The sequence below is a fragment of the Mycobacterium sp. NTMscope_MAC_12 genome (assembly GCF_976985675.1).
The window spans coordinates 5,222,651-5,247,518 of the sequence record NZ_CDRJYY010000001.1 but is presented as its reverse complement, the minus strand read 5'-3'; the positions used below and the strand labels follow the sequence as shown (position 1 = coordinate 5,247,518).

Sequence of the window (24,868 nt, the reverse complement as noted above, 5' to 3'; positions counted from 1 at the left end):
TGGGTTCCCTTCAGTCGCGCGCGATCTTGTCGAGCGGGTTGGAGCGTTCCAGCATGCCGTACGTTTCTTCGCCGTCCCATCGGTAGCGCACACCGGCCTGCTGGACGGCGGGGAAGTCGGCCATCTCCTGTTTGAGGGCGTGCATGGAGTACATGTCGTCGTTGTGGTGCACGTCGTGCGTGGAAAACACTGTCTCGCCGGTGATTTCGACCAGCCCGTTGGCGGTCTCCAGTACCAGTGAGACATCCTCGCCGAGTGGTCGCAGGCGCGTCAGCCACGGCGCCCGCACCGCCCGCGCCGGGACCAGGCCGCCGTCGCCGGTGAAGACGAACCCTTCATTGAAGGTCGGCTCGCCGTCCGCACGCGGCGGGTAGGCGATGTAGCCGAAGGCGCGGCCGCTGCCGAACACGGCCGACTGCCAGCAGTGGCACCAGAAACCGGCGAGCTTGCGCACCCCGGTACGGCGGATTCGCAGGCCGCTCCCGGTGAAGGCGTTGCGCTCGCCGCCCACCCGGAATTCCCCTGTGGCGGTGAACAATTGCTCATACCTCGGCCCGCCCATGATCTCGCCGACCGCGGTCGTTCTGAGCTGCGCGTCGGCATCGGCCTGCAGCGCCCCCTGGACCCACGGGGGCACCGCCATCTTCGCCTCGACGTGAAAGCCGATGTCCACCGACGGGCCGTCCTTCTTGCCGTCGACCAGATCGGCCGACGAAGTCTGCACGGCCGGCCCGTCGTAGGACATCGTCCAGGTATCGAAGGGGTCGACGCACTGAAAGGCCAGGCCGCCGGCACCGAGCACCGTGGGCCGCCCGTCGGCGCCGCGGGTGGGCAGCGAGGGCCCGTTGGTGCGCAGCCGGTAGACGCGCCCGTCGGGAAACGCCGCATTGATCTGGATGTCGTGGGAGTCCCAATTGGCGCCCACCGCCTCGATTCCGACACGCGGCAGGCCGATCTGTCCGCGGTCGTCGACCACCCAGAAGCTGACCGAGTCACGCATCTCCGGATCCTCGGGGCGCTGCGCCAGCACGTACTCTCGCGACGGGTCGATGCCGCCGGTGAGATCAACCGCCATTGTTCTTCTCACTCCTTACGTTTGGATGCCGCGTCCATCGCCGTGCGCTGTCCACATAGCGCGCGAACCGGGGCCGAACCTCGTCGAGATCGATGCCGAACTCCACCGGGTCGGCGTGCGAGCTCGGCTCGCGCTCGGCAGCGGCGTGCTCCCACCAACTGTGCATGCGGGCCTCGAACTCGTCGGACACGGGGGCGCCCAGCCATGCGTACAGGCGGGCGACCTCGCCGATCGGGTTGGCCTGCATGGCGCGAAAGTCGATGTCGTAGAACCGATCGTCCGCGCCGGCCGCGCGGAACTGCAGGGCGCGCTCCATGCCGAGTGACCAATGCTCGACGTTGAGTCGACCGATGTACCGGCGGTCGATTCGGGTGTTGAACGACCCGATGATGTCGGCGTACAGGTCGACCACCGACAACAGGACGTCGGTGGGGTCGCGATGGGTCATCACGAATCGCGCGTCCGGGAACGCCGCGTCCAGGGCGTCGAGCCACAACACGTGGGACGGGCACTTCAACCGCCACCGCCGCTCCGGTTCGCCCCACTGCAGCAGCTGCATCACCCGCCGCTGATAGCGAAAGGTCGGGGTGAGGTCGGCGCGCTCCACCAGCCACGTTGAATACGAGGGGATTTCGGCGAACGACTGGAAGATGTGCGACTTGAAATCGAGCGCCATCAGCTCGTGGCACTCCATGGGGCCGTGCGTGTCACCGGGGACGTGGCGGCGGGTCCCGACCATCTCACCCTGGTCGGGCGGGACGCGGGGATCGACGCCGTGCACCGTCGAGGGCGGCGGGCACGGTTGCGTCGACTCCCACCGGCGCAGGTACCGCACGTCGGGATCCTGGGCCAGCAGCAGCGACAGGGCGGTGGATCCGGTGCGGGGCAGGCCCAGGCCGACCAGCGGCTCGCGGATGGGCACGTCGCCGATCTCCGGGTGCCGCCGAAACCAGTCCTCGACCTGCAGCCGCTGCGCCAGGTAGCCCGCGATGCGTTGGCGGAGAAAGGTTTCCCCGCGCTCGTTCAGGTGCGACTCGTCCCGCAATGCCGACAGCAGGACGGTCAGGCCTTCGATGAAGGAGTCGTCGCCGAAGTCGGTGAGTCCGGTCCGCGCCGCGGCCTCCTCCATCGCCTCACCGGGTGTCAGCACGGCAATCTCCTTGGCGTCCTTGGTGAAAGTGGCTGCGGCAGAGCTCAACCCATCCACTGGCCGCCGGCAACGTCGATGGTTTGCCCGCACAGGTAATCGGCCGCCTCGGACGCCAGGAACGCGACCATGTTGGCGGCCTCTTCGGGCAACGACGCGCGCCCCAGCTGGACCTGGTGCGTGATCGCTTCCTGGATGGCGCCGCGGCCGGCGCGTTGTTGGTCGTCCTGCGGATCGAGCAGGTACTGGCGCAGCTGCGGGTTGATCATGATGCCCGGCGCCACGCCCAATACATTGACACCGCGCGGCGCGACCTCGTGGGCGAGGTTCCGGGTGAACCCGATGACGCCGGCCTTGCATGCGTTGTAGACCACCAGGCCGCGCTGCTGGATGCGTCCGCCGACCGACCCGATGTTGATGATCTTGCCCGAGCCCTGGTCGAGCATGTGCTGCAGAGCAGCGTGCGCGCCGTACATCATCATGGTCAGGGAGCCCAGCACCGTGTAATCGATGTCTTGCTTGGTCTGCTTCTCAAAAGGGCCCGCGGCCACCATCACCGGGTTGTTCACCATGATGTCGAGCCCGCCGAGTTCGTCGTGGGCCTCGTCGACCGCGTCGTGCACCTGGTCCCAGTCGGACATGTCGGCCCCGACGGGGATGGCCCGCACGCCCCAGCGCTGTTCGACCTCCTTGGCGCGGCGTTCGACCTTCTCGAAGGTGCGGCCGATCAGCGCGACATCGGCGCCGCAGCCGGCCAGCCGGTTGGCGGTCGCCTGCCCCAGGCCGTCGCCGCCGGCGCCCGTGACGAAAGCCTTCTTGCCGGTCAGGTCCATCAGGTCGGTGACGCGCTTGCCGACAATGTGCTCGGGCAACCGATCCAGCCCGAGCAGCTGCACCCAATCCTGTTGGTCCTGAACCGTCATCATCGACCTTTCCTCAGCCAGACCGGAACGGCATCGCCGCCCCACCTGGCTGACGATATGGCGGCTTCATGGCCAGGAGGTAATACCGATTCGGGAAATCAATCATGCCGAATTTGTATGCCTGATAGAGATGGACGATGGACACCCACCGGCTCAAGTACTTCCTGCGGATCGCGGAGGAAGGCTCGATCACCCGCGCGGCCGCGGTGCTGGGCATCGCCCAGCCCGCGCTCAGCCGCCAGATCCGGCTGCTGGAGGAGGACCTGGGCATCACGCTGTTCGAGCGGACGCGGCGCGGGGTGCGTCTCACCGAGGAGGGCGAACGGCTGCGCTCCTCCACCGCCGCACCGCTGCGTCAGCTGGAGCTGGCGGTCCGGTACGCGGCATCACCGTTGGCGCGCATCGAGCGTGGGCTGCTCTTCGGCATGGTGCCCACGGCCGCCGGCGTTTTGACCGCACCGCTGGCGGCGAGCCTGGGAGCCGCGTTCCCCAACGTTCATTTCCACATCGCCGTCGCCGAAACCGACGACCTGGTGCAGCGCCTGCTCAAGGGGGCGATCGACTTGGCGGTGATCAACCCGGTCGCCGACGACCGGCTCTTCTTCCGGCACCTGGTGATCGAGGACCTCGTGCTGGTCGGGGGACCCGCGTCGGAGCTCTCGCCCGCCAACCCGATGCGCTTCACCGACCTCGCCAAGCTGCCGCTGGTCATGCCCAGCGCACAGACCGGCATTCGAAACACCTTGGAGAACACCGCGCTTCGGCTCAAAGTTGCCCTCACGGCCCGCTTTTCGACCGATTCGGTGGAGGTGTCCAAGCATCTGGTCGAGGCTGGACTCGGCTATGCGGTGCTGCCGATGGCGGCGTGCGGCGCCGAGGTGGAGGCGGGACGGCTGCGGTGGACGTCGATCTGCGAACCCCAGCTCAACCAACAGCTCGGCGTGGCTGCCACCGCGGCGCTGGAACTGCCCCGCGAATTCGCGGCGAAGATCGGGATCGTGTTGCGCGAAGAGGTCGCACGGTTGACCAAATCCGGCTTCTGGCCGGCGCGTTTCGAGCCGTCGCCGGTGTGGGATCCCAACATTCCCGAGCCGCAGAGCTAGACGGGATTACGCTGCCGGATAGCGGAAGGAGATTCGCAAATGACCGTCACCGTTGTCGACCGGGGACCCCGCCAGGTGAGCCGCAGGGTCGAAGTCGCCGCCCCCGCCGCCGAGCTGTACGCCATGGTCGCTGATCCTCGGCGTCACCACGAACTCGACGGGTCGGGCACGGTGCGCGACAACATCACCATGCCCGCGCAACTCCTTGAGGGCTCGAAGTTTTCGACGCACATGAAGATGTTCGGCCTGCCCTACCGCATCACCAGCACGATCACCGCCCTGACGCCCAACGAGGTGGTCGAATGGCGTCACCCGCTGGGTCACCGCTGGCGGTGGGAATTCGAGGCGCTGTCACCAACCCTGACGCAGGTCACCGAGACGTTCGACTACCGCGATGCCGGTGCGCTGAAGAACAAACTGAAGTACTACGAGCGGATGGGCTTCGCCAAGGCGAACGCCTCGGGCATCGAGGCGACGCTGACCAAACTGCGGGATCGCTACGCGGGCTGATCAGCCCGCCACCGGATCGGCTGCGTCCCAAGGCATCACGCCGGACACCCAATGGCTCAGTTCCGAGGCCTGGTCGTTGCGGTGCAGATGGCGCGGGGGCGTCGCGTAGGTGGAGTAGGGCCGGCAGCGGATGACGACGCGGTTCTCGCGTTCGCACATCGCCTCGATGTCCGGGCGCGCCTCGTCACCGAGTGGCTGGCCGGACATTCGGCCACCAACCGCCATCATCACGTCGACCGCCAGATCCCGGTCTTCGACCACGGTGGCGTCGGCGTAGACCTGCAGGTAGGCGAACGGCCACCGCTCGTCGAGCACGCACAGGCTCACTTTGCCGTCGCGTTCGACGAGGCGGGCCTTACCCCTGCCGGCCATCGTGGAGACGAGCAATTCGTCGGCGTCGGTGGGGATGTAGTACACGACCGACATGGCGGGGCCGTCGTTACGGCGACGGTAGCCGAACACGCACGTGCGGTGGGTGCGCACGAACTCGCGTCGCTCGGAGGGAAGCATGTCGCGGTCGGTCGGAGCGACGAACGGTTCCGCCGCCAAGGGGAGGAGCATGACGAATTTTCCTTGCTGTCAAGGGGGTTGAACCGCACAATAATTACGGATACAGTGTCTCCGTAATGTCCGACGATGTCAACCGCACGCCGCACCGGTCCCGCGGCCGCCCGGCCCTCCCGATGGACCGCATCCTGCGTGCGGCCGTCGAACTCCTCGACGAGCAGGGGGCCGACGCACTGTCGATGCGGTCGCTGGCCCAGCGCCTGGAATCGGGCACCGCCACGCTGTACCGTCACTTCTCCAGTCGATCCGAATTGGTGTCCCAGGTGATCGACCACATACTCGGTGAAGTCGACCCGGACGCGCGGGCGTTGGCCGCTTTACCGTGGCAGCGGGCGTGTATCACGTTGGCGCAACACATGTTCGATGCGCTGCGCAGGCATGGCAATGTCGCACCGCTGCTGATCGAATACACGCCGACGGGACCGAGCGCGTTGGCCAATCGCGAGCGGTGCCTGGCTGTCCTGCTCAACAACGGCTTTGCGCCGGCGGTCGCGGCTCACGCCTACGCCACGCTGGCCCGTTACGTGCTGGGTTTCGCGATCCAACTGTCCGCAACGACGGCCGGTGAGCAAGCGGAACTCTCGGCGGCGTTTCACCGGCTCGATCCGTCACGCTATCCCGCGACCGTCACCGTCGCCGACGACCTCCCCGTTCCGCTGGCCGACGAATTCGCTTTTGGGTTGCGGCTCATCGTCTCCGGGCTCGAACGACTGCGCGAGTGAACGGTTTCGCGGCGCGAACCGTGGCTTGGGTGGACGACCGCGTTTCGCCGCCGAAAGGACATTCCTCGATGATCGATCGCACGCTGAGCCGAGGGGGCCAACTCCTAAGCCGCTACGGCCTGGTCTTTGTGTTGGCGTGGATCGGAGTGGGCAAGTACGTGAAGATGGAATCGCGCGTGCTCATCGAACACAGCCCCTTGATGAGCTGGCTCTACGACGTCTTCAGCGTCACCCTCGTCGCGCGGGCGCTCGGAACGATGGAAATCGTTGCGGCCCTTCTCATCGCGCTGCGGCCATGGTGGCCCCGGGTTTCGGCGGCGGGCAGCGCGCTGGCGGTGGTGCTGTTCCTGGGCACGGTCAGTTTCCTGTTCACCACCCCCGGCGTCGTCGCGACCCATGCCCACGGGATTCCGGTGCTCTCGGCGCTGCCCGGCCAGTTTCTGCTCAAGGATCTGGTACTGCTCGGGGTTGCCGTGTGGACGCTGGGCGATTCGCTGACCGTGGGCGCCGCCACCGCACGGGCATATCCCGCCTGCAGCGACTGACCATATAGTCGTGGCCACCGCGAGGAACCCGAACCCCGTCATCCGATGGGCCTATACCGAGAGTGGATCCACCGCGGCGGCACGCGACCGCGGAATGACGCACACCCGCCCGATGGTGAAACACGGTGTGCGCACTCATCTTCATGCTGAGCTGGCCGCTGACGCCCTGGCCCGCTCGGTCATCGAGGCGATCACCCCGCCGTCGTTGAGGATGTCGGTGCCGGTGAGATAGCCGGCCTTCTCGCTGGCGCAAAAGGCGAGCAACTCCGCCATTTCCTCCGGCTTGCCCCACCGCGGAACGGCGGCGTCGGCCACCATCGCGCCCGCTCCCGCCTGCTCCTCGAGCCTGCCCATCTCGGTGTCGATCGAACCCGGGGACACCGAGACAATGCGCAGTCCGCGCGCGTTGAATCGTTCCGCCTGTGACTGGCTGTACCACTTCACGAAGCTCTTGCTCAGGGCGTACGCGAGACCCGACCGCGCTTCCTCGGGGGCGATCTCGCAGGCGGTCATCATGGCGTCCATGAAGGCACTAGTGTCGGGGCCGTCGTTCAGTGCCAGCGGAAATTGGCCTGTCGGAATGATTTCCGCGGGCAGCATGTGCGCCGCCATCGAGGCCACGTTGACGATCACCGCGCCCTCGCCGGCGAGCGCGTAGAACTCCTCGTCGACGTTGACGGTGCCGACCGCATTGGTCCGCATGACGTAGTCGGCGGGTCCCATGCTCGGGCTCACGCCCGCGGCGTGAATGACGGAGACGAGGGTCCCGAGGTCGGCCGCGGCGCCGAGCAGGTCCGCGACGGCGCGCCGGTCGGTGACGTCACAGTTCACGACAGTGGGAGCGATCCCGAGGTCTTGCAGCGTGGCGGCGGCGGTCGTCAGCCGGTCCTGCCGGACGTCGCAGAGCACCACGGTGTGGTCGCGCCCGACGATTTTCGCGGTGGCCAGGCCCATGCCACCCGCGCCGCCGGTGATTACGGACACTCGATTCATACCTGGACCGTATACGGCACGTGATCGTCCGGCGTTACGGGTCGTGCACCGGATGTAACGGTTGGCCGCTGTGGCGGACGGCGGTCCCGAAGAACGGCGCCCGGATGGTGGCGGGCAGGTGGCGCCGGTAGCGGATCAGCGCGACGACGGCGACCGCCGTGTAGACGCCGCAGAGCAGCAGCCGGCCCTGCGTCGAGACGATCGGGAACTGCACGACGAACAATCCCAGCAGCGCCAACGCCGCGCCGCGGTGGAAACGCAGCGCCAGGATCAGCGCCACGCCCATCATCGTCTGGGTCGCCGTGAGCAGCATTTCCTCCACCTGGCGCGAGTCGAGGTGCAGGGAGAACCCGCCGCCACCGAGCAGGTGGGAGATCGGCAGCGAGCCGATCAGCAGGGTCCACTGGTTGACCTTGGAGGAGATCAGCGTGGCGATGGCCGCCGTGCCCTTGCCCCGGGTGGCGAAAATGGTCGCGATGATGAACTCCGGGGCCTCCGACGCCAGCGGCGCCAGCCACTGGACCAGCAGGAATCGGTTGACGCCCAGTTCGGTACCCGCGGCCACCAGGTTGTCGGCAAACGGCTTGGCGCACAGCAGAATCACCGCGCCCGAGGCAACGAAGAGGCCGACCACGGCGATGCGCCTGCGGCGGTCGGGCAGTTCGCCGAGCGCGGCGGCGGTGCCGATCAGGTCGGGCTCCTCGACTTCGCCGTGGCCGAGCTTGTAGAGGTAGAACCCGAACCAGGCCAGCAACGCCAACCCGAGCCCGAGATGAATCTCTCCGCTCGCCGGCACCGCGAACGCGATGACGCCGGCGATCAACAGGAATCCCAGTTCGACACGGTTTGCTGGCTCCAGCGTCAGGCCGCTGGTTTTGCCGGATCCGGACTTGCGCGCCACCACGATGCTGACCAGAACCACGACCGGCCAACCCAGTCCCATCAGGAGTCGGTTGGACCCGGTCATGTTGGCGGCGGCGTACTGCGTGTATTCGGCATTGTGGCCGGAGACAAAGGCGTAGTAGAGGTCGACGGCGTATTCGGGCAGGACCGCGATCAACGCGAGCAGCGCCGTCGCCAGGCCGCCGGACACGTCGATCTGGGCGGCCTCGGCGGCCCACGCCAGCAAAAAGCTGGCCGCCACTACCGCGGCCCCGAAGATCAGCAGGGCGGGCACCGCTCCGACGTGCAGGCCCGCGACCCGGATGACGACGGCCGGGGCGACGAATGCGCCGGTGATCAGCCCCGAACGGGTCAGGGTGCGGCGCCGCCACTGTGCCGTCAGCGTGACGTCGGCCGCGGGCCTGTCTATGGCGAGCATCGTCATCCTTCGCGGGAGCGGCGATCGGGGTGGTGGGTACTTCGGCTCGGTTGCCGTGACGAACTGATTACCCAAGCTACCCGGCACGCACACCGTCAGCAACGCGGTGGGTGGGCAAAGTCGGCGACTCGCCCAAGCCCATATTTGCTGACCAGGGGGCTATGAACGCAAAAGTTAGGCTGCCCTGATTTCGAACTTTGGCAAACCTCGCCACGATTAGTATGACGCGCAGCGAACGGTTCGGGTTCCGCTAGTCGTCCGGGCCCATGGCCGCGGCGGCGGCCTGGGCGAAAAGCTCGACGGCCTGGTTGCGGCTCAGCGACCCCAGCAACTGCGCGGCGGCGCGCATCGTGTCGCCGACCATCAGGGTCGGGCCGTTGCCCAGGTTCTCGAAGGCCTCGGCGATCACGTCGGACACGGCCGCCGCGTCCGACGGCGCCTCGTCGGGCGAGCCGATCTGGCCGCGGCTGTATTCGAGCGCGCGCAGCGCGGGTGTATTCGTCTTGCCCAGGATGAGGCCCAGGACGTCGACGCCGTTGGTGTGCAATTCGGACCACAACGCCTCGGCGAAGACCATGTCGAAAGCCTTGGACGCGCCGTAGGCGGCCATGTTGGGCCCACCGGCCAGCCCGGCACCCGAGCCGAAGAGGACGATGCCGCCGCTGCCTCGCTGGACCATCGCGGGCGCGAAGTGGTGGCACAGCTGCATGGGCACCATGCAGTTGCGCTGCACCATCGCCTCGGCGGCCTCGATCGAATTGGCAAGGAACGGTGTGAAATTCGGGTCCGCGCCCGCGCAGTAGACGAGCATCCCGATCTCCAGGTCGCCGGTGGCGGCGGCGATCGTCGCCGCGGCGCCGGGTTGCGCGAGATCGATGGCGACAGTGCGGGTTTGGGCCGACGTCTTGTTCTCGATGTCGGCCGCGACGCTATCGAGGACGCTTTGCCGGCGCGCGAGCAGGACAACGTTGACCCCGCGTTCGGCCAGTCCTTCGGCGAACGCCGCACCCACGCCGTCGGACGCGCCGGCCACCAGCGCCCACGGCCCGTACTTCGTCGCGAACGTCATCTACTGGGCCCCGAACGTAGCGACGCGCACCTGCGTGAACCGGCGACGCGCAATGCGCCATCCCTCGGCGGTACGCACGATCTCGTCGTCGTAGAAACCCCATGCGTTTACGCCGGCTTGGTTGTCGCCGAACATGATCACCGCGTCGACATAGGTTCGGGCGGAGGCTTTCTCGCCGTCGACCGTGATGACCTGGTTGGACAGCCGGTGCAGGGTATGACCCGCCATCGCGTGCGTCTTGTCCATGAAGTCGGTGACTTCGTCCACACCATTCCAGCGGCCGATCTCGCCGTAATCGAGTTCGCAGTCGTCGGTGAACACGGTGCGAAACAGCGGCCAGTCGCGCCGGTCGATGCCGGTGGCATAGCGCACCAGCAGGTCCGAAATGTCTTGCCGGTCTTCTCTTTCGCTCACGGGCGATCTCCATTCGGACGGACGATGATCCGGGGCGGACCGTCGGACCTGCGGGCCAACTCGAGGGCGTCGGGTACCTCGTCGAGGCCGATGATCTTGCCGACGCTCGGTAACGGGTCCAGCCGCCCCGCCGCGATCGCGTCGAGCGTGCCGTACCAGTCCTGCGGGTGCGGCCCGCCGCCGAACTGAATGGTCACGCCCTGGCGGGTGGCGGTGGTGATGTCGAGGGTGTCGCCGGTGTACCAGCCACCCGCACAATAGATTCGGGTGCCCATCTCGGCGGACTCGACCAGATTCTGGATCAACCCCGGGGCGCCGACGCATTCGAAAACAACGGCCGGCCCGGGCAATCCGCGCTGCGCGCGGACCTCGTTGAACGCGACGAACGGGGACTTCTGGGCGGGATCGACGAGAACATGCGCGCCGAAGCGGTCGCGGGCCAACTCACGCCGGTCGGACTTGTAGTCCGCCACGATGATGGGCTCGACGCCGCGGGCGGCCAGGGCGGCGACGGCGGAAAGTCCGATCGCCCCCGCGCCGATGACGATCGCGACCTCCCCCTGTCGCGGAGCCGCCGACCGCACGTAGAACTCGCCGACGGCGAACGCGTCGGTCAACGCGACGGCGTCGCTGGACACGTCACCGGGGACTGGCTTGGCCGCGACCTCCGAAACCACCAGCAGCTCACCGAAACTGCCCTGCGCTTCGGGATGCTGGCCGATTATGCGCATTCCGCCCGCCCCGCCGTCGACCAGGCGCACCGGCATGGCCGTCACGCGCGTGCCGGCGGCGAACTGGTCGGTGCAACCGGGGCCATGCCCGATGACCTCACCCACGAATTCGTGACCGAGCACGATGTCGCGTTCGGTGTCATAGAGCGAACGGCCGGTCGAGTCGTCGATGGCGAGTTCCGGGTGGTCCATGAAGTGCACGTCGGAGGCGCAGATCGCGGTGCTCAACGTGCGCAGCAACAACTCGCCCTGGCCGGGCTCGGGGTCCGGCGTCTCGCGGACCTGCAGCCGACCGTTTCGCAACACCACTGCGCGCAATGCGTTAACTTTCTCGAATAATCGATATAGAATCTCGAATGTTCGTACAACTGTAAAAATCCGGGAGCGAAGGAGTCAAGCGATTCGCGGATCGACCTCAGCGCCGACCGCGCGGGTGCTCGATGTCGTCGAGCTCCTGGCGCGGTCCGGAAACGCGCGGCTGCGGTTCTCCGACGTCGTGCGCGAGCTGGATCTCACGCAGGCGACCGCGCACGCCATCCTCAAGACGTTGTGCGACCGCGGGTGGGCCAGTCGCGATCCGATCGCCAAGACGTTCGCCCTGGGGCCCGCGCTCACCGTGGTGGCCGCGCGCACGGACACCGCGCGACCGCTCGCCCATGCGGCGCGCGCGGCGGCGCTGCGCCTGTCCCGTGAGGTCGGCTACGCCTGTTCGGTGGTCGAGAAGTTCGGCGACTCCCTGGTGGTCACCGCCTTTGAGGGCGAGCCCGCCACCCAGCCGTCGGGAATACCGGGCGACCGCATCCCGTACGCGCCGCCCTTCGGCGTCGCGATGGCGGCCTGGGACACCGACGAGGAACAACGCGCCTGGATCCGCCGCGGCGCGGGCAGCAACGCCGATCGCACGCAGCGCCTGCAACAGGTCCTCGCGCACACGCGGGAGCGGGGATTCGACATCGACTGGACGACGCCGGCACTCGCGCAGGCCGTCCAGGTGGTCGGGACGTTGGACAGCAGCGAGATGCCGACGCCGGTGCGTCACATCATGGACCAGCTGCTTGCCGAGTTCACCACGATCGGCTTCCTGTCCGACGACAACCCCGGACGCCGGAAGCAACCCGTGGCGACCATCGCCGCACCGGTTTTCGATGACCGGCGCCGTGTGTCCCTGATGGTGGCCGTGCACCCGCTGTGCCCGCTGAGCGCGCGGCAGATCCGGGACATCGGCGAACATCTGACCGACGAGACGACGGCACTGAGCGGCTCGCCACCACCAGCGGGGTAGCCCCGCCTCGGAGGCGAAAAGGCATGGCAGATAAGGCCGCGCTTCTGACGCCCATGTGCGCGCCCCCTTGCGCGCCCGGGCACCCGCAGTCGATGATCGGCCATGCCCAAAGAACGCGGTCTCAATCGCTGGGAGCTGGTTACCTGCGCGCTCGCGGGACACGTCACCTATGCGCCCGACGAGCACGCGCTCGCGCAGCGCCTGAGCGGAAACACCGGGCTGGGCGAGGTATGGCGCTGCTTGCGGTGCGGTGAATTCACCGTCGGCCCGCCGCACGGACGCGGCCATGCCGAAGACGCGCCGATGATCATGCGCGGCAAGGCATTACGCCAGGCCATCATCATTCGCGCCCTGGCGGTCGAACGCTTGTTCCGGGCGGTGGTGATCGTGCTGGCGGCCTACGCGGTGTGGAAGTTTCGCGGAGCGCGGGGCGCCATTCAGGCCACCCTCGACCGGGACCTGCCGATTTTCCGCGCCGCAGGCTTCAAGGTCGACCAGATGACCATCGTGCACGAGCTGGAAAAGGCGCTGGCCGCCAAGCCGTCCACCCTGGCGCTGCTGACGATGATGCTGGCGGGCTATGCACTGCTGGAGGTCGTCGAAGGCGTCGGCCTGTGGCTGCTGAAACGCTGGGGCGAATACTTCGCGGTGATCGCCACCTCGGTCTTCCTGCCGCTCGAGATCCACGATCTGGCCAAGGGGATCACGATGACGCGGCTGGTGACGTTCACCATCAACGTGGCCGCGGTGATCTACCTGCTGGTCTCCAAACGCCTGTTCGGTCTGCGCGGCGGGCGTAAGGCCTACGACGAGGAACGACGTGGCGAGCAGCTGCTCGACGTCGAGCGGGCCGCGACGAGGACCTGAGCCCGCGGCCCCGTTCGCTATTCCGCGGCCCGCCTGGGATGAATGAAGATGCCCTCGGCTTCCACGGTGACGCCGTGCTCGTCGGCGAGGTGACCGACGGCGAATGTCTTGACGCCCTCGACGCGCTCGACATGAGCCTGGGCCCGCAGTGGCCGTCCCAGCGCGGTGGGGCGCCGGTATCGCAGGGTGAGTGTGCCGGTGAAGGCGGGCCTGTCGGGCTGGTGCGCGGTCGCGCCGAGCACGTGGTCGAGCACCAGCGCGCACACGCCGCCGTGCACGGTGTCGGGCGGGCCTTCGTAGGCGGCGCCCAGGACGAACTCCGACCACACCAGTCCGTCGGGCTCGTGATGGATGACCAGCGGTGGTGCGATCGGGTTGCGCAGGCCGACCACCGCGTTGCCCCACGCGATGGTCTGTCCATCGGGATTCCGGTGTACGCCGAACGGACCGGCCTTCAGCGCCTCGCTCAATTCCGCTGCGGCACTGTCGATCTTGGCTGTGGCTGCCGCCACCGCCGCGGGGCCGGCCTCGGTGCGGATGCTGACGTCGATGAGCCGGCGGAGCGATTCGGCGAGCGGCGCGTAGACCGACTCGAGCCGGCTGAAATCGACGCAGGGCGTTTGGTCATGCATCTTGGCAACTTAACTCAGGTGCCCACCCACCGGGCGGCGCCCCTCGGAGCATCCGACCGGCCGGGCATACTGCCCTGGGACGGAGGAGTCAATGGGAACCTATGCGATCACCGGGTCGGCTTCGGGGATGGGGCGCGAGACCGCGCAGCGCCTCCGGGACGGCGGACACACCGTCATCGGTGTCGACATCAAGGACGCCGACATCGTCGCCGATTTGTCGACGCCACACGGGCGTAACGAGGCCGCCGAGCGCGTCCTGGACGCATCGGGCGGCAGGCTGGACGGTGCCGTGCTGGCGGCCGGTCTGGGCCCCAGCCCGGCCCCGGACCGCGTTCGCCAGATCGCCCAGGTCAACTATTTCGGGGTCGTCGAGTTACTGATCGCCTGGAGGGGCGCACTGAGCACCGCCGGGCGCGCCAAAGTCGTTGTGGTCGCCAGCAATTCGTCGACCACCATGCCCGTGGTGCCGCGCCGGGCCGTCAAGGCGCTGCTGGGCCACGACGCCGGCAAGGCGTTGCGGTCGGTGCGGCTGTTCGGACCGGCGGCGCCGTCCATGATGTACGGGGCCTCGAAAATCGCTGTCAGCCGTTGGGTGCGGCGGCATGCGGTGCTGCCCGAATGGGCAGGATCGGGCGTGCGCCTGAACGCCCTTGCGCCCGGTGCGATCATGACACCGCTTTTAGCCGAACAGTTGTCGGATCGACGGCAGGCCAAGGCCGTTCGGTCGTTCCCGGTTCCGGTCGGCGGGTTCGGCGACGCGGGACACATGGCCGACTGGATGTGCTTCATGCTGTCGGACGCCGCCGATTTCTTATGCGGCGCCGTCATATTCGTTGACGGCGGCACCGACGCGTACTTTCGCCCTGACGACTGGCCGAAGGCGGTGCCCGCACGCCAACTGTTCGGGTACCTGCGCCGGTTCAGGCGCTTTCAATAAACCCTGCTGTTACGTGCCTTTCGTTGCGCCGGGAATGTGTGCTATCCCACACACGGCTTTTCGCGGCGTTCACCTCGGCGCGGCGTCCCCGCAAAACGGCTGTGGTGCAATTGAATGAATCGGCGCACGGCCGAAAAAGCAAAGGATCAACTGTGACCGCACTTCCGTCCTGGGTCAGCCAGGGCTCTGCCAACCTCGACGTGGTCGCCCCGCTGAAGGCGCGCGCCTGCGACGCGCTGTACGCGGTCCTCGGAAGCAAGCGCCGCCCGGCGGCCACCGGCCCGCGCATCATGCCCAGGGGCGTCGAACGCTGCTGACGCCGCGTCGGGCAGACTGGGCCAACGGTGCCTGAATACGCGAAGCACGACGAGTACTGGAATCACAACTCCGCCTATCACCCTTGGCTGGTCGGCATCGCCGCGCGGCGTCGCGGTGATGTCCTCGACGTCGGCTGCGGGGAAGGGCTGCTGGTTCAGCGGTTGGCCGCGGTGTCACGCAGCGTCGTCGGCATCGATGCCGACCCGATGTCGGTGTGGCGCGCCGCGCAACGATTGCAGCCCGTCGGCAACGCGGCGGCCGAACATGTGCGATTCGAGGACCTCGATGAGGCCGAGCGCCGCTACGACCTCATCACCTTCGTGGCCAGCCTGCATCACCTGCCGCTGCGGGATGCGCTGCACAAGGCGCGTCAAATGCTGCGGCCCGCAGGGCAATTGGCCGTCGTCGGGCTGTCCGCCAACAAGAGCGTTGCCGACTGGATGTGGGCCGGCCTGTGTCTGCCGGCGGCCCGCGCCGGGGGATTGCTGCATCGGGAGATCCGCGACATCGGCGTGGCCGTCGCCGATCCCCGGGAGGGTCTCGACGAGATCCGGCGCGTCGCCGGCGAGGTCCTACCCGGAGCCGTCATCCGCCGGGGCCTTTACTACCGATACCGCCTACTCTGGCGAAACCGCTGAATTCGCGGCCCGTTCGCGTTCGCGCCGGCGCGCCCGCGACGCCCGCAGATTGACGGCGTTGCCGCAGGTCTTGACGTCATGCCAGACCCCGCTGTTGTTCTTCGAGCGGTCGTAGAACGTCGAGCCGCACCGGTGGTTGTGGCACTGCTTGATCCGTCGCCAGGTGCCGGCCTGCTGGCTCAACAAGATCTCGCCCCACAGGGCCGAGGCCAGCCAACGCCAACCGCTGCCGTTGGGCTCGAGCCGCACCTCACCCGCGTCGGACAACGCGAAGGACGCGGCGACGGCGTCGGTGGCCCGCCCGCTCGCCGGTTCTCCGGCAACAAGTTTCGCGATGGCGTCCCGCAGGGCGCGCAGCTTGACCAGATCCGCCCCGTTGAGCGTCGGTGGGTCGGCGGGGATGCCGCGCACGGCCGCCCAAGCGCGCACCGCGCCCGCCGTCCACCGGACGGCCGGCTTGGTGTCGGCCAGCAGATCCGGTCCGTACCCGTCGATGGCCCTCGTGTTGAGGAAGTCCTGAACCAGGGCGAGGCCCCCGGGTGCCGCGGCGCAGCCATATCGCTGTGACGCAGTCCACGACAAAGACATAGGCTAATTCTACTTGGCTATGTCTCCGACGACAATTACCGTGACGCAAGCAAAATGCGTTTGCCTAAGTCAAGGGAGCAGGGTCATGGTCAACGTCAAGGGGTCGACGGTGGTGGTCACCGGCGGACAGCGCGGTCTCGGCAAGGAACATCGTGGCGGAGTTGTTGGAACGGGGTGCCGCCAAGGTCTACGCCACGGCCCGGGCGCCGCAGCCCAGTCAGGATTCTCGCGTGGTCAGCGCCGAATTGGACGTCACCAACCCGGATTCGGTCGCCGCGCTGGCGGCCAGGGCGGCGGACGCCGACATCGTCATCAACAATGCGGGTGTCCTCGGAGCCCGGTCCCTGCTCGACAGCGACATCGAAGAGGTGCGAGCGGTCTTCGAGACGAACTACTTCGGCGCGCTCCGCGTGGCCAAGGCGTTCGCACCGGTCCTCGCCGGCAACGGCGGCGGCGCACGGGTCGACGTCACCTCGATCTTGTCCTGGATGCCCGGATCCGGCGGGTACGGCGACTCCAAGGCGGCACTGTGGTCGACCACGAATTCGCTGCGCATCGAACTCGAAAAGCAGGGCACCCTGGTCGTCGCCGCGCACCGCAGCTTCACCGACACCGAGATGACCTCCGGCTTCGACGCACGTAAGAACGACCCGCGCGACGTGGCGCGCGCGATCGTCGACGGCATCGAGCGGGACGACGCCGAGGTGCTGGCCGACGACGACACCCGCTACGTCAAGGCTGCGCTGTCCGGACCGGTCGAGGCGCTGCCCCGGATGCCGTGAATGCGTAGAGGCGCGCAGGTCTCTGCAAGGGCGGACTGCCCTCGGCTCAAAGTGGCCACGCGGTGGGCGGCCCTACGTGTTTGGATAGCGGTATGTCCGATACCGAAGCCGAACGCATCGTGACCGCCACCCGCGTGATCGCGGCCAGTGCCGCGCGGATCTTCGAACTGATCGCCGACCCGTCGCGCCAGCCGAGCTGGGACGGCAACAACAATCTGGCGTCGTCTCCTCCCGGCCAACGTGTCCATCAGGTGGGCGACGTGTTCAAGACGACGCTGACCATCGGTGCGGTGCGCGAAAACCACGTCACCGAGTTCGTCGAGGGCAGCAAAATCGCTTGGCGCCCAGCCGAACCCGGAAAGCAGCCGCCCGGTCACCTGTGGCGCTGGGAGCTCAGCCCGGTCAACGCCGAACTCACCACGGTGACCCACACCTACGACTGGACGGCGCTGACCGACACCACCCGGCTCGAGCGCGCCCGGGCGACGACGGCGGACATGCTGCGCGAGTCGATGGACCGGCTCGCCGTGCTGGCGCAGAGCGACGACTAACGGGTCAGCCTTTCTTGGCGCGAACCCACTGGAACGTGCCGAGGTTCTTGACCCGCACGCTGGCAAATCCGTTGTCTTCCAAGATGTCGCCGATCTCGTCGTCGTCGAACGCGTGCGCCCCGACGTTCGGCAGCATCCGCCAATACCGGGCCAGGCGTCCGGCGGTGGGGACCATGACGGCCAGCCTGCCGCCGGGCCTCAGCACGCGCGCGATCTCGGTGAGCGCGGCTTTCGGGTCGGGAACCAGTTGCAGCACCGCCGTGGACACGGCGGCATCGAAAACGTTGTCCCGCAGCGGAAGTTGCTGCGCGTCCGCCTTGATGAAGCCTACCTGCGGGCCGGCTTCGTTGCGCACGGCACGCGCCAGCATCGGCTCGGAGATATCGACGCCGAGGGCCAGCCCCTCCGGTCCGGCGGCGCGCGCCAGCGATGCGGTGACGTTGCCCGGACCCGAGCCGACGTCCAGCGCGACACCGCCCTGCGGGATTTTCAACCACTCGAGCGGCAGTTGCCAGGCGCTGATCCACTGACGGGCAAAGGCCTGGGCGTTGTCGTAGAGCAACGACCCCATCGGTGACGCCCACGCGGCCTGGATCGGGCCGGTGTTTTTCCCGACGGCGTCGTCGGGCGCCGAGCCGGTGCCGAGCAGGTCGAGATACCCGTGGCTCACGTCGGGATCGGCCGGCGGGTCGATGAGCAGATCCAGCGCTCGCCGGAGCGCGGGAGGCAGCGAGGTGTGCACGTCGGTCATGCGAACTCCTTCGGGCAAGTGCCGAGCTGGACGCCAGAAATTAGAGGGCAAGCCGCGCAGATTCGATGCTGGTGAGTCCCCCGTCCGCAGCCTACGCCGGGGCGCGTGACCCACCCGGCTAGCGGCAGATGATCGGAACCAGGTAGCGGGCGGCGTAGTCGCGCACCGCCGCCGGGTCCGAGGTGTCGAGCCGGTCGGTGGGAAACACGATGATGCCGAGGGCGACGCGAAGCAGGATGTCGGCGATGTTGTCCAGGTCGGCCTCGGTCATGTCAGCGCCGCACCGCCGCAGGGTATGGGCGATCCCGTCGGCGAACTGGCGGATCGGGAAGACGTGCGAGCGGGAGAACATGCCGAACAGTTCGGGTTCGCTTTCGGCGATCCGCGAGTACAGCGGCGAGTCCTGCACCAGGCGCACCCCGAGTGCGAAGGCCTCGATGACCGCCTCCTGTGGATTGCGCCCGGCCGTCGCCTGATCCAGCGTGCTGAAGAAGAGTTCGGCCTCGCGCCGCACCACATGCCCGAACAGGTTCTCCTTGGTCGGAAAACGGCGGTAGATGGTGCTGCGGCTGACGCCGGCGCGGGCGGCGACGTCGTCGATATTGGCACGGCGCACGCCGTAGGTCTCGAACACGCCGCGTGCGGTGTCCAGGATGGTGCGATCGAGATCGGTGAGCGCCTCGGCGGAAGCAGAGCCCGGTTCGGACTGCATGATTCGCGGCATCGTATCAACTCCCGGCATGGTTCATCGCCGACTTCTCGGCGGCACGAAAGCGGTGCGGGACGGACGGCGACGTGCAATGCCACCGGGCGGTTGCTAGGCTACTGAAACAAAGATACGACTTTGTGTCACTGGTTCACAACGCTTCGCGGGTCGGGCGCGGCGCGCGAGCCACGAGGAGGTGGGCATGACCGCGCAGAACGACCAGCTCGCCGCGGTGAGCGCGGGATCGCGTTTCGACAGCGGCGTGCGCGAGGCCGTGCCGATGCCCACCGACGGGCCCGACTGGTCGGCCGGCGACGACACCTCGCCGCGGCTGGGGCCCGACTCGTTGATCTGGAAGTTCTATGGGGACAACCGAACCCAGCTCTTCGGGTTCCAGCGCACCGCCGGGGTCGAGAACTGCATCGAGCAGCTCGCGCAGGGCGTGCTGGATCACTCCGTGATCTTCAGCGACACACTCGGGCGGGCCAAGCGGACCGCGCCTCCCCTGATGAACACCGTCTACTCCGACGACCCCCACGAATGGGGCCGAAAGGTGCGCGACTTCCACAAGGCGATCAAGGGCACCATCAGTGACGGCTCGAGGTATCACGCGTTGAACCCCGAGCTGTTCTACTGGGCGCACGCCAGCTTCGTCGACCAGGTCATCTACAACACGGACACGTTCATCCGTCGGCTGTCACACGCCGAGAAGGAGCAGATCTTCAACGAGGGCAAGGTCTGGTACAGCCTCTACGGCGTCAGCGACCGCGGACAGCCACAGACCTACGACGACTTCCTGGCCTACTGGGACGAGATGCTCGACCGGTTCGTCCCGCACAAGACCGTGCTGTACGGCACCGGCTACATCCGCAAAGGCATCCCGGGCCCGCGCTGGATGCCCAAGCCGATCTGGAACGTGGTGTCGGCGCCGCTGAACGCCTACACCCGCCTGGTGGTCGTCGGAACGCTGCCGCCCCAGATGCGCGAGGTGTGCCAGCTGCAGTGGGATGCCAAGAAAGAGAAGCGATTCCAGCGGCTCGCCGCGTTCATCCGGGCGCTCAACCCGCTGATCAACCGGCTGCCCGTCAAGGCGCTCTACACGCCCTGGGCGGCCGAGGCGTGGGCCCGCGCCGGCGTCGACCCGCGTCGCCTGCACAACCGGGCCGCCACGGCATAGTCGGGCCTCCCGCGGCCCGCCCTCGCAGGGCACCGGCCGTGACACCACGCGGGTGTATAGGGCATCGTGGTTAGCCGGCTTCCCAATGGGGCATTCCGCTACGTCGGTCGGGTGGGCCGGAGCGAATCCGAAGGAGAACCGCGATGCAGATGACGGGCAATACCGTGCTGGTCACCGGCGGTGGCAGCGGAATCGGCCGCGGCCTGGCCGAATCGTTCCACCGCCTGGGCAACCAGGTGATCATCGCCGCCCGGCGCAGCGACCAGCTACGGGCCGTCGCGGAGGCCAACCCGGGTATCCAGACCCTGTCGCTCGATCAAGGTGATGCCGCCGACATCCGGCGATTCGCCACCGAGGTGACCGACCACTACCCGGACCTCAATGTGCTGATCAACAACGCCGGCATTCAGCGGGTCGAGGATCTCACCAGTGGCAATGTCGGCCTGGCCGAGCAGTCCGTTGCCATCAATCTGCTGGGCCCCATGCGGCTGACCTCGTCCCTGCTTCCGGCGCTGCTGCGCAAGCCGCACGCCACGATCCTCAACGTCACGTCCGGCCTGGCGTTCATGCCCAGCGCGCTCACCCCGACCTACTGCGCCTCCAAGGCGGCACTGCACTCCTACACCGAATCGCTGCGCTTCCAGCTGCGCGACAGCTCCGTCCAGGTGATCGAGATCATTCCGCCGCACGTGCGCACCGCCTTGCAGGGCGAGCGGGGATTCGACCCCCGGGCGATGCCGCTCGACGAGTACATCACCGAGACGATGACGCTGTTGCAGACGCAGCCACAGGCCAACGAGATCGTGGTGGAGCGCGTCAAGATGTTCCGCTATGCCGAGCGTGACGGCACCTACGACGACATCTATCCGCGGTTCAACGAAACGATCACCGCCCTGTTCGGCAGCTAGGGCCGCTCCCCGAACGCCGCGGGCCGACAGACGAAACCCGGTGTGACACAGGGCAATAAAACCCCTTCAGCGGGTTAGCCGCTCACTCTCCGAAACCGCCGTGCGGCGACGCGACCGACATCGCGCCGGCCCCGCCCGTGCCGAGGTGGCTGGAGGCGAAGGCGACGCCTTTGTCGATGATGGAGCCGTCGTCGGCGTAGGTGTTGTGGGCGGCGAAGTTCATGCCGTCTGAGCAGACGGGGTCTTCGACGGCGCAGACTTTGAGGGTTTTGTCTTGGTACATCGGGCCGATGACGACGGGGGGTTCGCCTAAAAAGTTCATGGCGCGCACGTTGGGCATGCCGAAGAGCACGACCGAGGAGACGTGGTTGGCGACGGCGGGGTCGAGGGGTTTGGGGACGGTGGCGGGGTCGATGCCTTCGGGCACGGCGGCGGAGGTGACAAAGCCCATGACGGCTGCGCCTTGGGAGTAGCCGCCGAGGACCATTTTGGTGTTGGGGCAGTCGTGGGCCATGGAATTGACGTGGGCGCCGGCGTCGCGGATGCCGTCGATGCCGGTGTCCCATTGGTCGGTGGCGGGGTAGTTGACGGGGTAGACGTCAAAGGAGCGGTCGCCGACGCGTTGGTGCAGGGCGTCGACGAAGGCTTGTCCGGTGGGGCCGACGCCGGGTTCTTCGCCGGTGCCGCGGGCGAAGACCACTTGCACGTCGGGACATTGGGCCGCGGCGGTGGGGATGAGGGAACCGGAGACGGCCGAGGCGGCGATCCCCGATGCTGCGATGACTACTGCTGGACCAAGAGAACGAACAATGCGACGCGCAAACATGCCGCAATTGTGCCCATTCGACACGCGCCTTAAACAGAGGAAACGCCGAAATTACTGTGTTCTCATAAAAGAACCGCCGCTGATGCGGGCGCAGTGAGATCGGTTGTGCGCGGCGCTCATCCGGCACGGGCGCCGCCCACCCGGCCGTCGCGGCCGGGCCGAAGCGCGGTCCCGGACCGCAATGTGGTCTGCTACAGGTAGTTACGGGCCGGGACACGGTTGAGCAACAGCCGCACCCCGGCAAGCGGCTCGAGTGGATGCGGCAGCGATGTTGAACGCACTAGCGCAGGCCCTGAACGCGGTCTTCACCAAGGCGGGAGACCACGTGGCCAATCCGGCGCGGGTGCCGGACCCCGACAAGCTGCGCGCCGTCGCCGCCGGCAAGACCGCCTTGGTGACCGGCGCCTCATACGGCATCGGCGAGGCGACCGCGCGCACCCTGGCCGCCGCCGGCGCGACCGTGCTGGTGGTCGCCCGGTCCGAGGAAAGGCTCTGCGACCTGACGGCGTCGATCAACGCCGGCGGCGGGCACGCGGTCGCCTACCCGACCGACCTCACCGACGCATCCGCGGTGAGCGGCCTGACCAAGCAGATCACCGAAGAGCACGGACCGCTCGACATCGTGGTGAGCAACGCCGGCAAGTCGCTGCGCCGCTCGCTGCACCACCAGTACGACCGGCCGGATGACTTCCAGCACACCATCGACATCAACTACCTGGGGCCCGTCCGGCTGCTGTTGGGAGTCTTGCCGGCCATGCGCGACAACGGCAGCGGGCACATCGTGAACGTGTCCAGCGTCGGCGTGCGCGTGGTGCCGGGTCCGCAATGGGGTGCCTATCAGGCATCGAAGGGGGCGTTCGACCGCTGGCTGCGCAGCGTGGCTCCGGAGCTACACGCCGACGGCGTCGATGTCACCACCGTCTACTTCGCGCTGGTCCGTACCGGCATGATCGCGCCCACGCCCCTGCTGGGCCGGCTCCCGGCCCTGTCACCCGATCAAGCCGCCGACGCCATCGCCAAAGCGCTCATCGTGCGGCCCCGCACCCTCGAACCGCCCTGGATGCTGCCGGCCGAGTTGGCCTCGGTGCTGCTGGCCGCGCCGGCCGACTACGCCGCCCGGCTGTGGCATCGCCGCTTCCTCGCCGATTCCGACGGGGCCGCCCGTGACCAATGACCGCGTGGCCACCACCGCCGTCCGTGCCCTGGTGCACTCCGGCCTGCTCACTGTGCCCTCGCCGCTGGCGGGCCTGCGGCTGCTTCGCGAGGCGCGCCGGGGCGGCACCAACCCCTACACGCTGCTGGCGGTCACCGCGGCACGCTGGCCCGACCGGACGGCAATCGTCGACGATGACGGCGCCCTGAGCTATCGCCAACTGCAACGAGAAACCGAGTCGCTGGCGCGGCGGTTGTCCGGCGATGGCGTTGCCCCCGGGCGGGCGGTCGGGGTGATGTGCCGCAACGGGCGCGGTTTCGTCGCGGGTGTATTCGCCGCCGCGCTGCTGGGCGCCGACGTCGTCCCCGTCAGTACGGAGTTCCGCAGCGACGCGCTGGCGGCCGCCGTGCAGGCACACCGCATCTCAACGATGGTCGCCGACAACGAATTCGCCGAGCGGATCCGGGCCGCCGACGAATCCGTCGTCACGGTCGACCCGGCGACGGTCACCGCCGAGGAGGGCGCCCGGCGACCGCGGGTGGCGGGGCCGGGCCGGATCGTGCTGCTGACGTCGGGCACGACCGGCAAACCCAAAGGGGTGCCGCGCGCACCGGAGCTGCGGTCCGCGGTCGGGGTCTGGGTGACGATCCTCGACCGCACCCGGCTGCGTACCGGCTCGCGAATCTCGGTGGCAATGCCGATGTTTCACGGGCTGGGGCTGGGCATGCTGATGCTGACGGTCGCCCTCGGCGGCACGGTGCTCACGCATCGTCAGTTCGACGCCGAAGCCGCGCTCGCCCAGGCGTCGCTGCACCGCGCCGACGCCTTCACCGCGGTGCCGGTCGTGCTCGCGCGCATCCTCGACCTGCCCGAGCGGGTGCGGGCGCGAAACCCGGTGCCGCACCTGCGCGTGGTGATGTCCAGCGGGGACCGCCTCGACCCCACGCTGGGGCAGCGGTTCATGGACACCTACGGAGACATCCTCTACAACGGCTACGGCTCCACCGAGGTCGGCATCGGTTCTTTGGCGACGCCGGCGGACCTTCGTGAGGCTCCCGAAACCGTGGGCAGGCCGGTCGCGGGCTGCCCCGTGCGGATCCTCAACAAGAGCGATTGCCCGGTGGGGCCGCGGGTGATCGGACGCATCTTCGTCGGGGGTGACCTGGCCGGCAAGGGCTATACCGACGGCGCCGGGGAAGCGAAAGCCGTCGTCGACGGCATGACGAGCACCGGCGACATGGGCTACCTGGACAACGCGGGGCGCCTGTTCATCGTCGGCCGCGAAGACGACATGATCATCTCCGGCGGAGAGAACGTCTATCCGCGGGCGGTCGAAAACGCGCTCGCCCGCCACCCCGCCATCGCCGACAACGTGGTCATCGGCGTTCCCGACGAGCGGTTCGGCCAGCGGCTGGCGGCGTTCGTGGTGGCGCAGCCGGGCAGCGACATCGACGTGCCAGCGCTCCGGGAGTATTTGAAGAGCCGCGTGTCGCGCTTCGAACAGCCCCGCGACATCCACGTCGTGGACAGCATCCCGCGCAACCCGACCGGCAAGGTGCTGCGCAGGGAGCTGTCCGGCTGAACACGATTGTCCGGCTCCTCACTCGCGCCGCTACACGGCGCTCGCCGTCG

General features: G+C 68.0%; 28 protein-coding genes and 1 pseudogene. 15 read left to right on the top strand and 14 right to left on the bottom strand.

Annotated elements, in window-relative coordinates:
• Nucleotides 1-10 precede the first annotated feature (10 nt).
• The 3 genes from AC0KS4_RS24390 to AC0KS4_RS24380 are packed head-to-tail and all read right to left on the bottom strand — an operon-like array spanning nt 11 to nt 3,145.
• Nucleotides 11-1,075, bottom strand: coding sequence for a hypothetical protein (locus tag AC0KS4_RS24390; protein WP_238957202.1), 1,065 nt, complete (start codon nt 1,073-1,075; stop codon nt 11-13).
• Nucleotides 1,065-2,225 (bottom strand): sulfotransferase family protein, encoded by a 1,161-nt coding sequence (locus AC0KS4_RS24385; protein ID WP_238957424.1) that lies wholly within the window; start codon nt 2,223-2,225, stop codon nt 1,065-1,067. The genes AC0KS4_RS24390 and AC0KS4_RS24385 overlap by 11 nt, the downstream gene beginning before the upstream one ends.
• Nucleotides 2,226-2,269: 44 nt before the next feature.
• Entirely contained in the window at nt 2,270-3,145 is an 876-nt protein-coding gene (locus AC0KS4_RS24380; RefSeq protein WP_238957423.1) for an SDR family NAD(P)-dependent oxidoreductase, read from the bottom strand.
• 137 nt (nt 3,146-3,282) lie between these two features.
• Here AC0KS4_RS24380 and AC0KS4_RS24375 point away from each other — a divergent pair, with 137 nt between their 5' ends.
• Nucleotides 3,283-4,248 (top strand): LysR family transcriptional regulator, encoded by a 966-nt coding sequence (locus AC0KS4_RS24375; protein ID WP_238957201.1) that lies wholly within the window; start codon nt 3,283-3,285, stop codon nt 4,246-4,248.
• 39 nt (nt 4,249-4,287) lie between these two features.
• Entirely contained in the window at nt 4,288-4,758 is a 471-nt protein-coding gene (locus tag AC0KS4_RS24370; protein ID WP_238957200.1) for an SRPBCC family protein, read from the top strand.
• On the opposite strand, the gene AC0KS4_RS24365 is transcribed toward AC0KS4_RS24370, so the two are convergent.
• Complete coding sequence (locus AC0KS4_RS24365) at nt 4,759-5,319, bottom strand: pyridoxamine 5'-phosphate oxidase family protein (RefSeq protein WP_238957199.1); 561 nt, start codon at nt 5,317-5,319, stop codon at nt 4,759-4,761.
• Between the two features lie 122 nt (nt 5,320-5,441).
• On the opposite strand from AC0KS4_RS24365, the gene AC0KS4_RS24360 reads away from it, so the two are divergent.
• On the top strand, nt 5,442-6,047 hold the full coding sequence (locus tag AC0KS4_RS24360) for a TetR/AcrR family transcriptional regulator (protein ID WP_238957422.1): 606 nt from the start codon (nt 5,442-5,444) through the stop codon (nt 6,045-6,047).
• Nucleotides 6,048-6,115: 68 nt separating this feature from the next.
• Nucleotides 6,116-6,592, top strand: a complete 477-nt coding sequence (locus tag AC0KS4_RS24355; RefSeq protein ID WP_238957198.1) for a YkgB family protein — start codon at nt 6,116-6,118, stop codon at nt 6,590-6,592.
• Between the two features lie 141 nt (nt 6,593-6,733).
• Here AC0KS4_RS24355 and AC0KS4_RS24350 read toward each other — a convergent pair whose 3' ends face one another.
• The 5 genes from AC0KS4_RS24350 to AC0KS4_RS24330 form a co-directional block, all read right to left on the bottom strand.
• Complete coding sequence (locus AC0KS4_RS24350; protein ID WP_275254230.1) at nt 6,734-7,585, bottom strand: SDR family oxidoreductase; 852 nt, start codon at nt 7,583-7,585, stop codon at nt 6,734-6,736.
• A gap of 34 nt (nt 7,586-7,619) precedes the next feature.
• On the bottom strand, nt 7,620-8,912 hold the full coding sequence (locus AC0KS4_RS24345) for a sodium/calcium exchanger protein (protein WP_238957197.1): 1,293 nt from the start codon (nt 8,910-8,912) through the stop codon (nt 7,620-7,622).
• Between the two features lie 244 nt (nt 8,913-9,156).
• Complete coding sequence (locus tag AC0KS4_RS24340) at nt 9,157-9,975, bottom strand: SDR family NAD(P)-dependent oxidoreductase (protein WP_238957196.1); 819 nt, start codon at nt 9,973-9,975, stop codon at nt 9,157-9,159.
• On the bottom strand, nt 9,976-10,389 hold the full coding sequence (locus AC0KS4_RS24335; RefSeq protein WP_238957195.1) for a nuclear transport factor 2 family protein: 414 nt from the start codon (nt 10,387-10,389) through the stop codon (nt 9,976-9,978). It lies immediately after the preceding gene.
• Nucleotides 10,386-11,429 carry a zinc-binding dehydrogenase gene (locus tag AC0KS4_RS24330; protein WP_238957194.1) on the bottom strand — a complete coding sequence of 348 codons (1,044 nt, stop codon included), beginning with the start codon at nt 11,427-11,429 and terminating at the stop codon, nt 10,386-10,388. The genes AC0KS4_RS24335 and AC0KS4_RS24330 overlap by 4 nt, the downstream gene beginning before the upstream one ends.
• A gap of 124 nt (nt 11,430-11,553) precedes the next feature.
• On the opposite strand from AC0KS4_RS24330, the gene AC0KS4_RS24325 reads away from it, so the two are divergent.
• On the top strand, nt 11,554-12,402 hold the full coding sequence (locus tag AC0KS4_RS24325; RefSeq protein ID WP_238957193.1) for a helix-turn-helix domain-containing protein: 849 nt from the start codon (nt 11,554-11,556) through the stop codon (nt 12,400-12,402).
• A gap of 102 nt (nt 12,403-12,504) precedes the next feature.
• A complete protein-coding gene (locus tag AC0KS4_RS24320; protein WP_238957192.1) occupies nt 12,505-13,269 on the top strand; it encodes a DUF2127 domain-containing protein in 765 nt (254 codons plus the stop codon).
• Between the two features lie 17 nt (nt 13,270-13,286).
• Here AC0KS4_RS24320 and AC0KS4_RS24315 read toward each other — a convergent pair whose 3' ends face one another.
• Nucleotides 13,287-13,901: a PaaI family thioesterase gene (locus tag AC0KS4_RS24315; protein WP_238957191.1), complete on the bottom strand. Its 615-nt coding sequence runs from the start codon at nt 13,899-13,901 to the stop codon at nt 13,287-13,289.
• A 91-nt stretch (nt 13,902-13,992) separates the two neighbouring features.
• On the opposite strand from AC0KS4_RS24315, the gene AC0KS4_RS24310 reads away from it, so the two are divergent.
• From AC0KS4_RS24310 to AC0KS4_RS24300, 3 genes are all read left to right on the top strand, one after another.
• Nucleotides 13,993-14,838, top strand: a complete 846-nt coding sequence (locus tag AC0KS4_RS24310) for an SDR family oxidoreductase (protein WP_225327921.1) — start codon at nt 13,993-13,995, stop codon at nt 14,836-14,838.
• 152 nt (nt 14,839-14,990) lie between these two features.
• Nucleotides 14,991-15,155, top strand: a complete 165-nt coding sequence (locus AC0KS4_RS24305; RefSeq protein WP_225327920.1) for a hypothetical protein — start codon at nt 14,991-14,993, stop codon at nt 15,153-15,155.
• A 27-nt stretch (nt 15,156-15,182) separates the two neighbouring features.
• A complete protein-coding gene (locus AC0KS4_RS24300; protein ID WP_225327919.1) occupies nt 15,183-15,794 on the top strand; it encodes a class I SAM-dependent methyltransferase in 612 nt (203 codons plus the stop codon).
• On the opposite strand, the gene AC0KS4_RS24295 is transcribed toward AC0KS4_RS24300, so the two are convergent.
• The gene (locus AC0KS4_RS24295; protein WP_238957190.1) at nt 15,774-16,382 is read right to left on the bottom strand and encodes a CGNR zinc finger domain-containing protein; all 609 of its coding nucleotides are present in this window, start codon (nt 16,380-16,382) and stop codon (nt 15,774-15,776) included. The genes AC0KS4_RS24300 and AC0KS4_RS24295 overlap by 21 nt on opposite strands.
• A gap of 85 nt (nt 16,383-16,467) precedes the next feature.
• Here AC0KS4_RS24295 and AC0KS4_RS24290 point away from each other — a divergent pair.
• Nucleotides 16,468-17,164: pseudogene (locus AC0KS4_RS24290) on the top strand (SDR family oxidoreductase).
• Between the two features lie 92 nt (nt 17,165-17,256).
• Nucleotides 17,257-17,715 (top strand): SRPBCC family protein, encoded by a 459-nt coding sequence (locus AC0KS4_RS24285; RefSeq protein ID WP_238957189.1) that lies wholly within the window; start codon nt 17,257-17,259, stop codon nt 17,713-17,715.
• A 4-nt stretch (nt 17,716-17,719) separates the two neighbouring features.
• Here AC0KS4_RS24285 and AC0KS4_RS24280 read toward each other — a convergent pair whose 3' ends face one another.
• Both AC0KS4_RS24280 and AC0KS4_RS24275 read right to left on the bottom strand, forming a co-directional pair.
• Nucleotides 17,720-18,466, bottom strand: a complete 747-nt coding sequence (locus AC0KS4_RS24280; RefSeq protein ID WP_238957188.1) for a class I SAM-dependent methyltransferase — start codon at nt 18,464-18,466, stop codon at nt 17,720-17,722.
• A 118-nt stretch (nt 18,467-18,584) separates the two neighbouring features.
• Nucleotides 18,585-19,178 carry a TetR/AcrR family transcriptional regulator gene (locus AC0KS4_RS24275; RefSeq protein ID WP_238957187.1) on the bottom strand — a complete coding sequence of 198 codons (594 nt, stop codon included), beginning with the start codon at nt 19,176-19,178 and terminating at the stop codon, nt 18,585-18,587.
• 196 nt (nt 19,179-19,374) lie between these two features.
• On the opposite strand from AC0KS4_RS24275, the gene AC0KS4_RS24270 reads away from it, so the two are divergent.
• On the top strand, nt 19,375-20,349 hold the full coding sequence (locus AC0KS4_RS24270) for an oxygenase MpaB family protein (protein WP_238957186.1): 975 nt from the start codon (nt 19,375-19,377) through the stop codon (nt 20,347-20,349).
• 143 nt (nt 20,350-20,492) lie between these two features.
• Nucleotides 20,493-21,257 carry an SDR family oxidoreductase gene (locus tag AC0KS4_RS24265; protein WP_225327912.1) on the top strand — a complete coding sequence of 255 codons (765 nt, stop codon included), beginning with the start codon at nt 20,493-20,495 and terminating at the stop codon, nt 21,255-21,257.
• A gap of 82 nt (nt 21,258-21,339) precedes the next feature.
• Here the strand turns inward: AC0KS4_RS24265 and AC0KS4_RS24260 are convergent, their stop codons facing one another.
• A complete protein-coding gene (locus AC0KS4_RS24260) occupies nt 21,340-22,083 on the bottom strand; it encodes a cutinase family protein (RefSeq protein ID WP_238957185.1) in 744 nt (247 codons plus the stop codon).
• Nucleotides 22,084-22,351: 268 nt separating this feature from the next.
• On the opposite strand from AC0KS4_RS24260, the gene AC0KS4_RS24255 reads away from it, so the two are divergent.
• A complete protein-coding gene (locus AC0KS4_RS24255) occupies nt 22,352-23,257 on the top strand; it encodes an SDR family NAD(P)-dependent oxidoreductase (protein WP_238957184.1) in 906 nt (301 codons plus the stop codon).
• A complete protein-coding gene (locus AC0KS4_RS24250) occupies nt 23,247-24,818 on the top strand; it encodes an AMP-binding protein (RefSeq protein ID WP_238957183.1) in 1,572 nt (523 codons plus the stop codon). The genes AC0KS4_RS24255 and AC0KS4_RS24250 overlap by 11 nt, the downstream gene beginning before the upstream one ends.
• Nucleotides 24,819-24,868: the final 50 nt, after the last annotated feature.

Coding starts and splice junctions, on each gene's coding strand:
- AC0KS4_RS24390 (WP_238957202.1), bottom strand. CDS start 1,075: ATGGCGGTTGATCTCACCGGCGGCATCGACCCGTCGCGAGAGTACGTG.
- AC0KS4_RS24380 (WP_238957423.1), bottom strand. CDS start 3,145: ATGACGGTTCAGGACCAACAGGATTGGGTGCAGCTGCTCGGGCTGGAT.
- AC0KS4_RS24375 (WP_238957201.1), top strand. CDS start 3,283: ATGGACACCCACCGGCTCAAGTACTTCCTGCGGATCGCGGAGGAAGGC.
- AC0KS4_RS24370 (WP_238957200.1), top strand. CDS start 4,288: ATGACCGTCACCGTTGTCGACCGGGGACCCCGCCAGGTGAGCCGCAGG.
- AC0KS4_RS24365 (WP_238957199.1), bottom strand. CDS start 5,319: ATGCTCCTCCCCTTGGCGGCGGAACCGTTCGTCGCTCCGACCGACCGC.
- AC0KS4_RS24360 (WP_238957422.1), top strand. CDS start 5,442: ATGGACCGCATCCTGCGTGCGGCCGTCGAACTCCTCGACGAGCAGGGG.
- AC0KS4_RS24355 (WP_238957198.1), top strand. CDS start 6,116: ATGATCGATCGCACGCTGAGCCGAGGGGGCCAACTCCTAAGCCGCTAC.
- AC0KS4_RS24350 (WP_275254230.1), bottom strand. CDS start 7,585: ATGAATCGAGTGTCCGTAATCACCGGCGGCGCGGGTGGCATGGGCCTG.
- AC0KS4_RS24345 (WP_238957197.1), bottom strand. CDS start 8,912: ATGACGATGCTCGCCATAGACAGGCCCGCGGCCGACGTCACGCTGACG.
- AC0KS4_RS24340 (WP_238957196.1), bottom strand. CDS start 9,975: ATGACGTTCGCGACGAAGTACGGGCCGTGGGCGCTGGTGGCCGGCGCG.
- AC0KS4_RS24320 (WP_238957192.1), top strand. CDS start 12,505: ATGCCCAAAGAACGCGGTCTCAATCGCTGGGAGCTGGTTACCTGCGCG.
- AC0KS4_RS24315 (WP_238957191.1), bottom strand. CDS start 13,901: ATGCATGACCAAACGCCCTGCGTCGATTTCAGCCGGCTCGAGTCGGTC.
- AC0KS4_RS24310 (WP_225327921.1), top strand. CDS start 13,993: ATGGGAACCTATGCGATCACCGGGTCGGCTTCGGGGATGGGGCGCGAG.
- AC0KS4_RS24295 (WP_238957190.1), bottom strand. CDS start 16,382: ATGTCTTTGTCGTGGACTGCGTCACAGCGATATGGCTGCGCCGCGGCA.
- AC0KS4_RS24285 (WP_238957189.1), top strand. CDS start 17,257: ATGTCCGATACCGAAGCCGAACGCATCGTGACCGCCACCCGCGTGATC.
- AC0KS4_RS24280 (WP_238957188.1), bottom strand. CDS start 18,466: ATGACCGACGTGCACACCTCGCTGCCTCCCGCGCTCCGGCGAGCGCTG.
- AC0KS4_RS24275 (WP_238957187.1), bottom strand. CDS start 19,178: ATGCAGTCCGAACCGGGCTCTGCTTCCGCCGAGGCGCTCACCGATCTC.
- AC0KS4_RS24270 (WP_238957186.1), top strand. CDS start 19,375: ATGACCGCGCAGAACGACCAGCTCGCCGCGGTGAGCGCGGGATCGCGT.
- AC0KS4_RS24265 (WP_225327912.1), top strand. CDS start 20,493: ATGCAGATGACGGGCAATACCGTGCTGGTCACCGGCGGTGGCAGCGGA.
- AC0KS4_RS24260 (WP_238957185.1), bottom strand. CDS start 22,083: ATGTTTGCGCGTCGCATTGTTCGTTCTCTTGGTCCAGCAGTAGTCATC.
- AC0KS4_RS24255 (WP_238957184.1), top strand. CDS start 22,352: ATGTTGAACGCACTAGCGCAGGCCCTGAACGCGGTCTTCACCAAGGCG.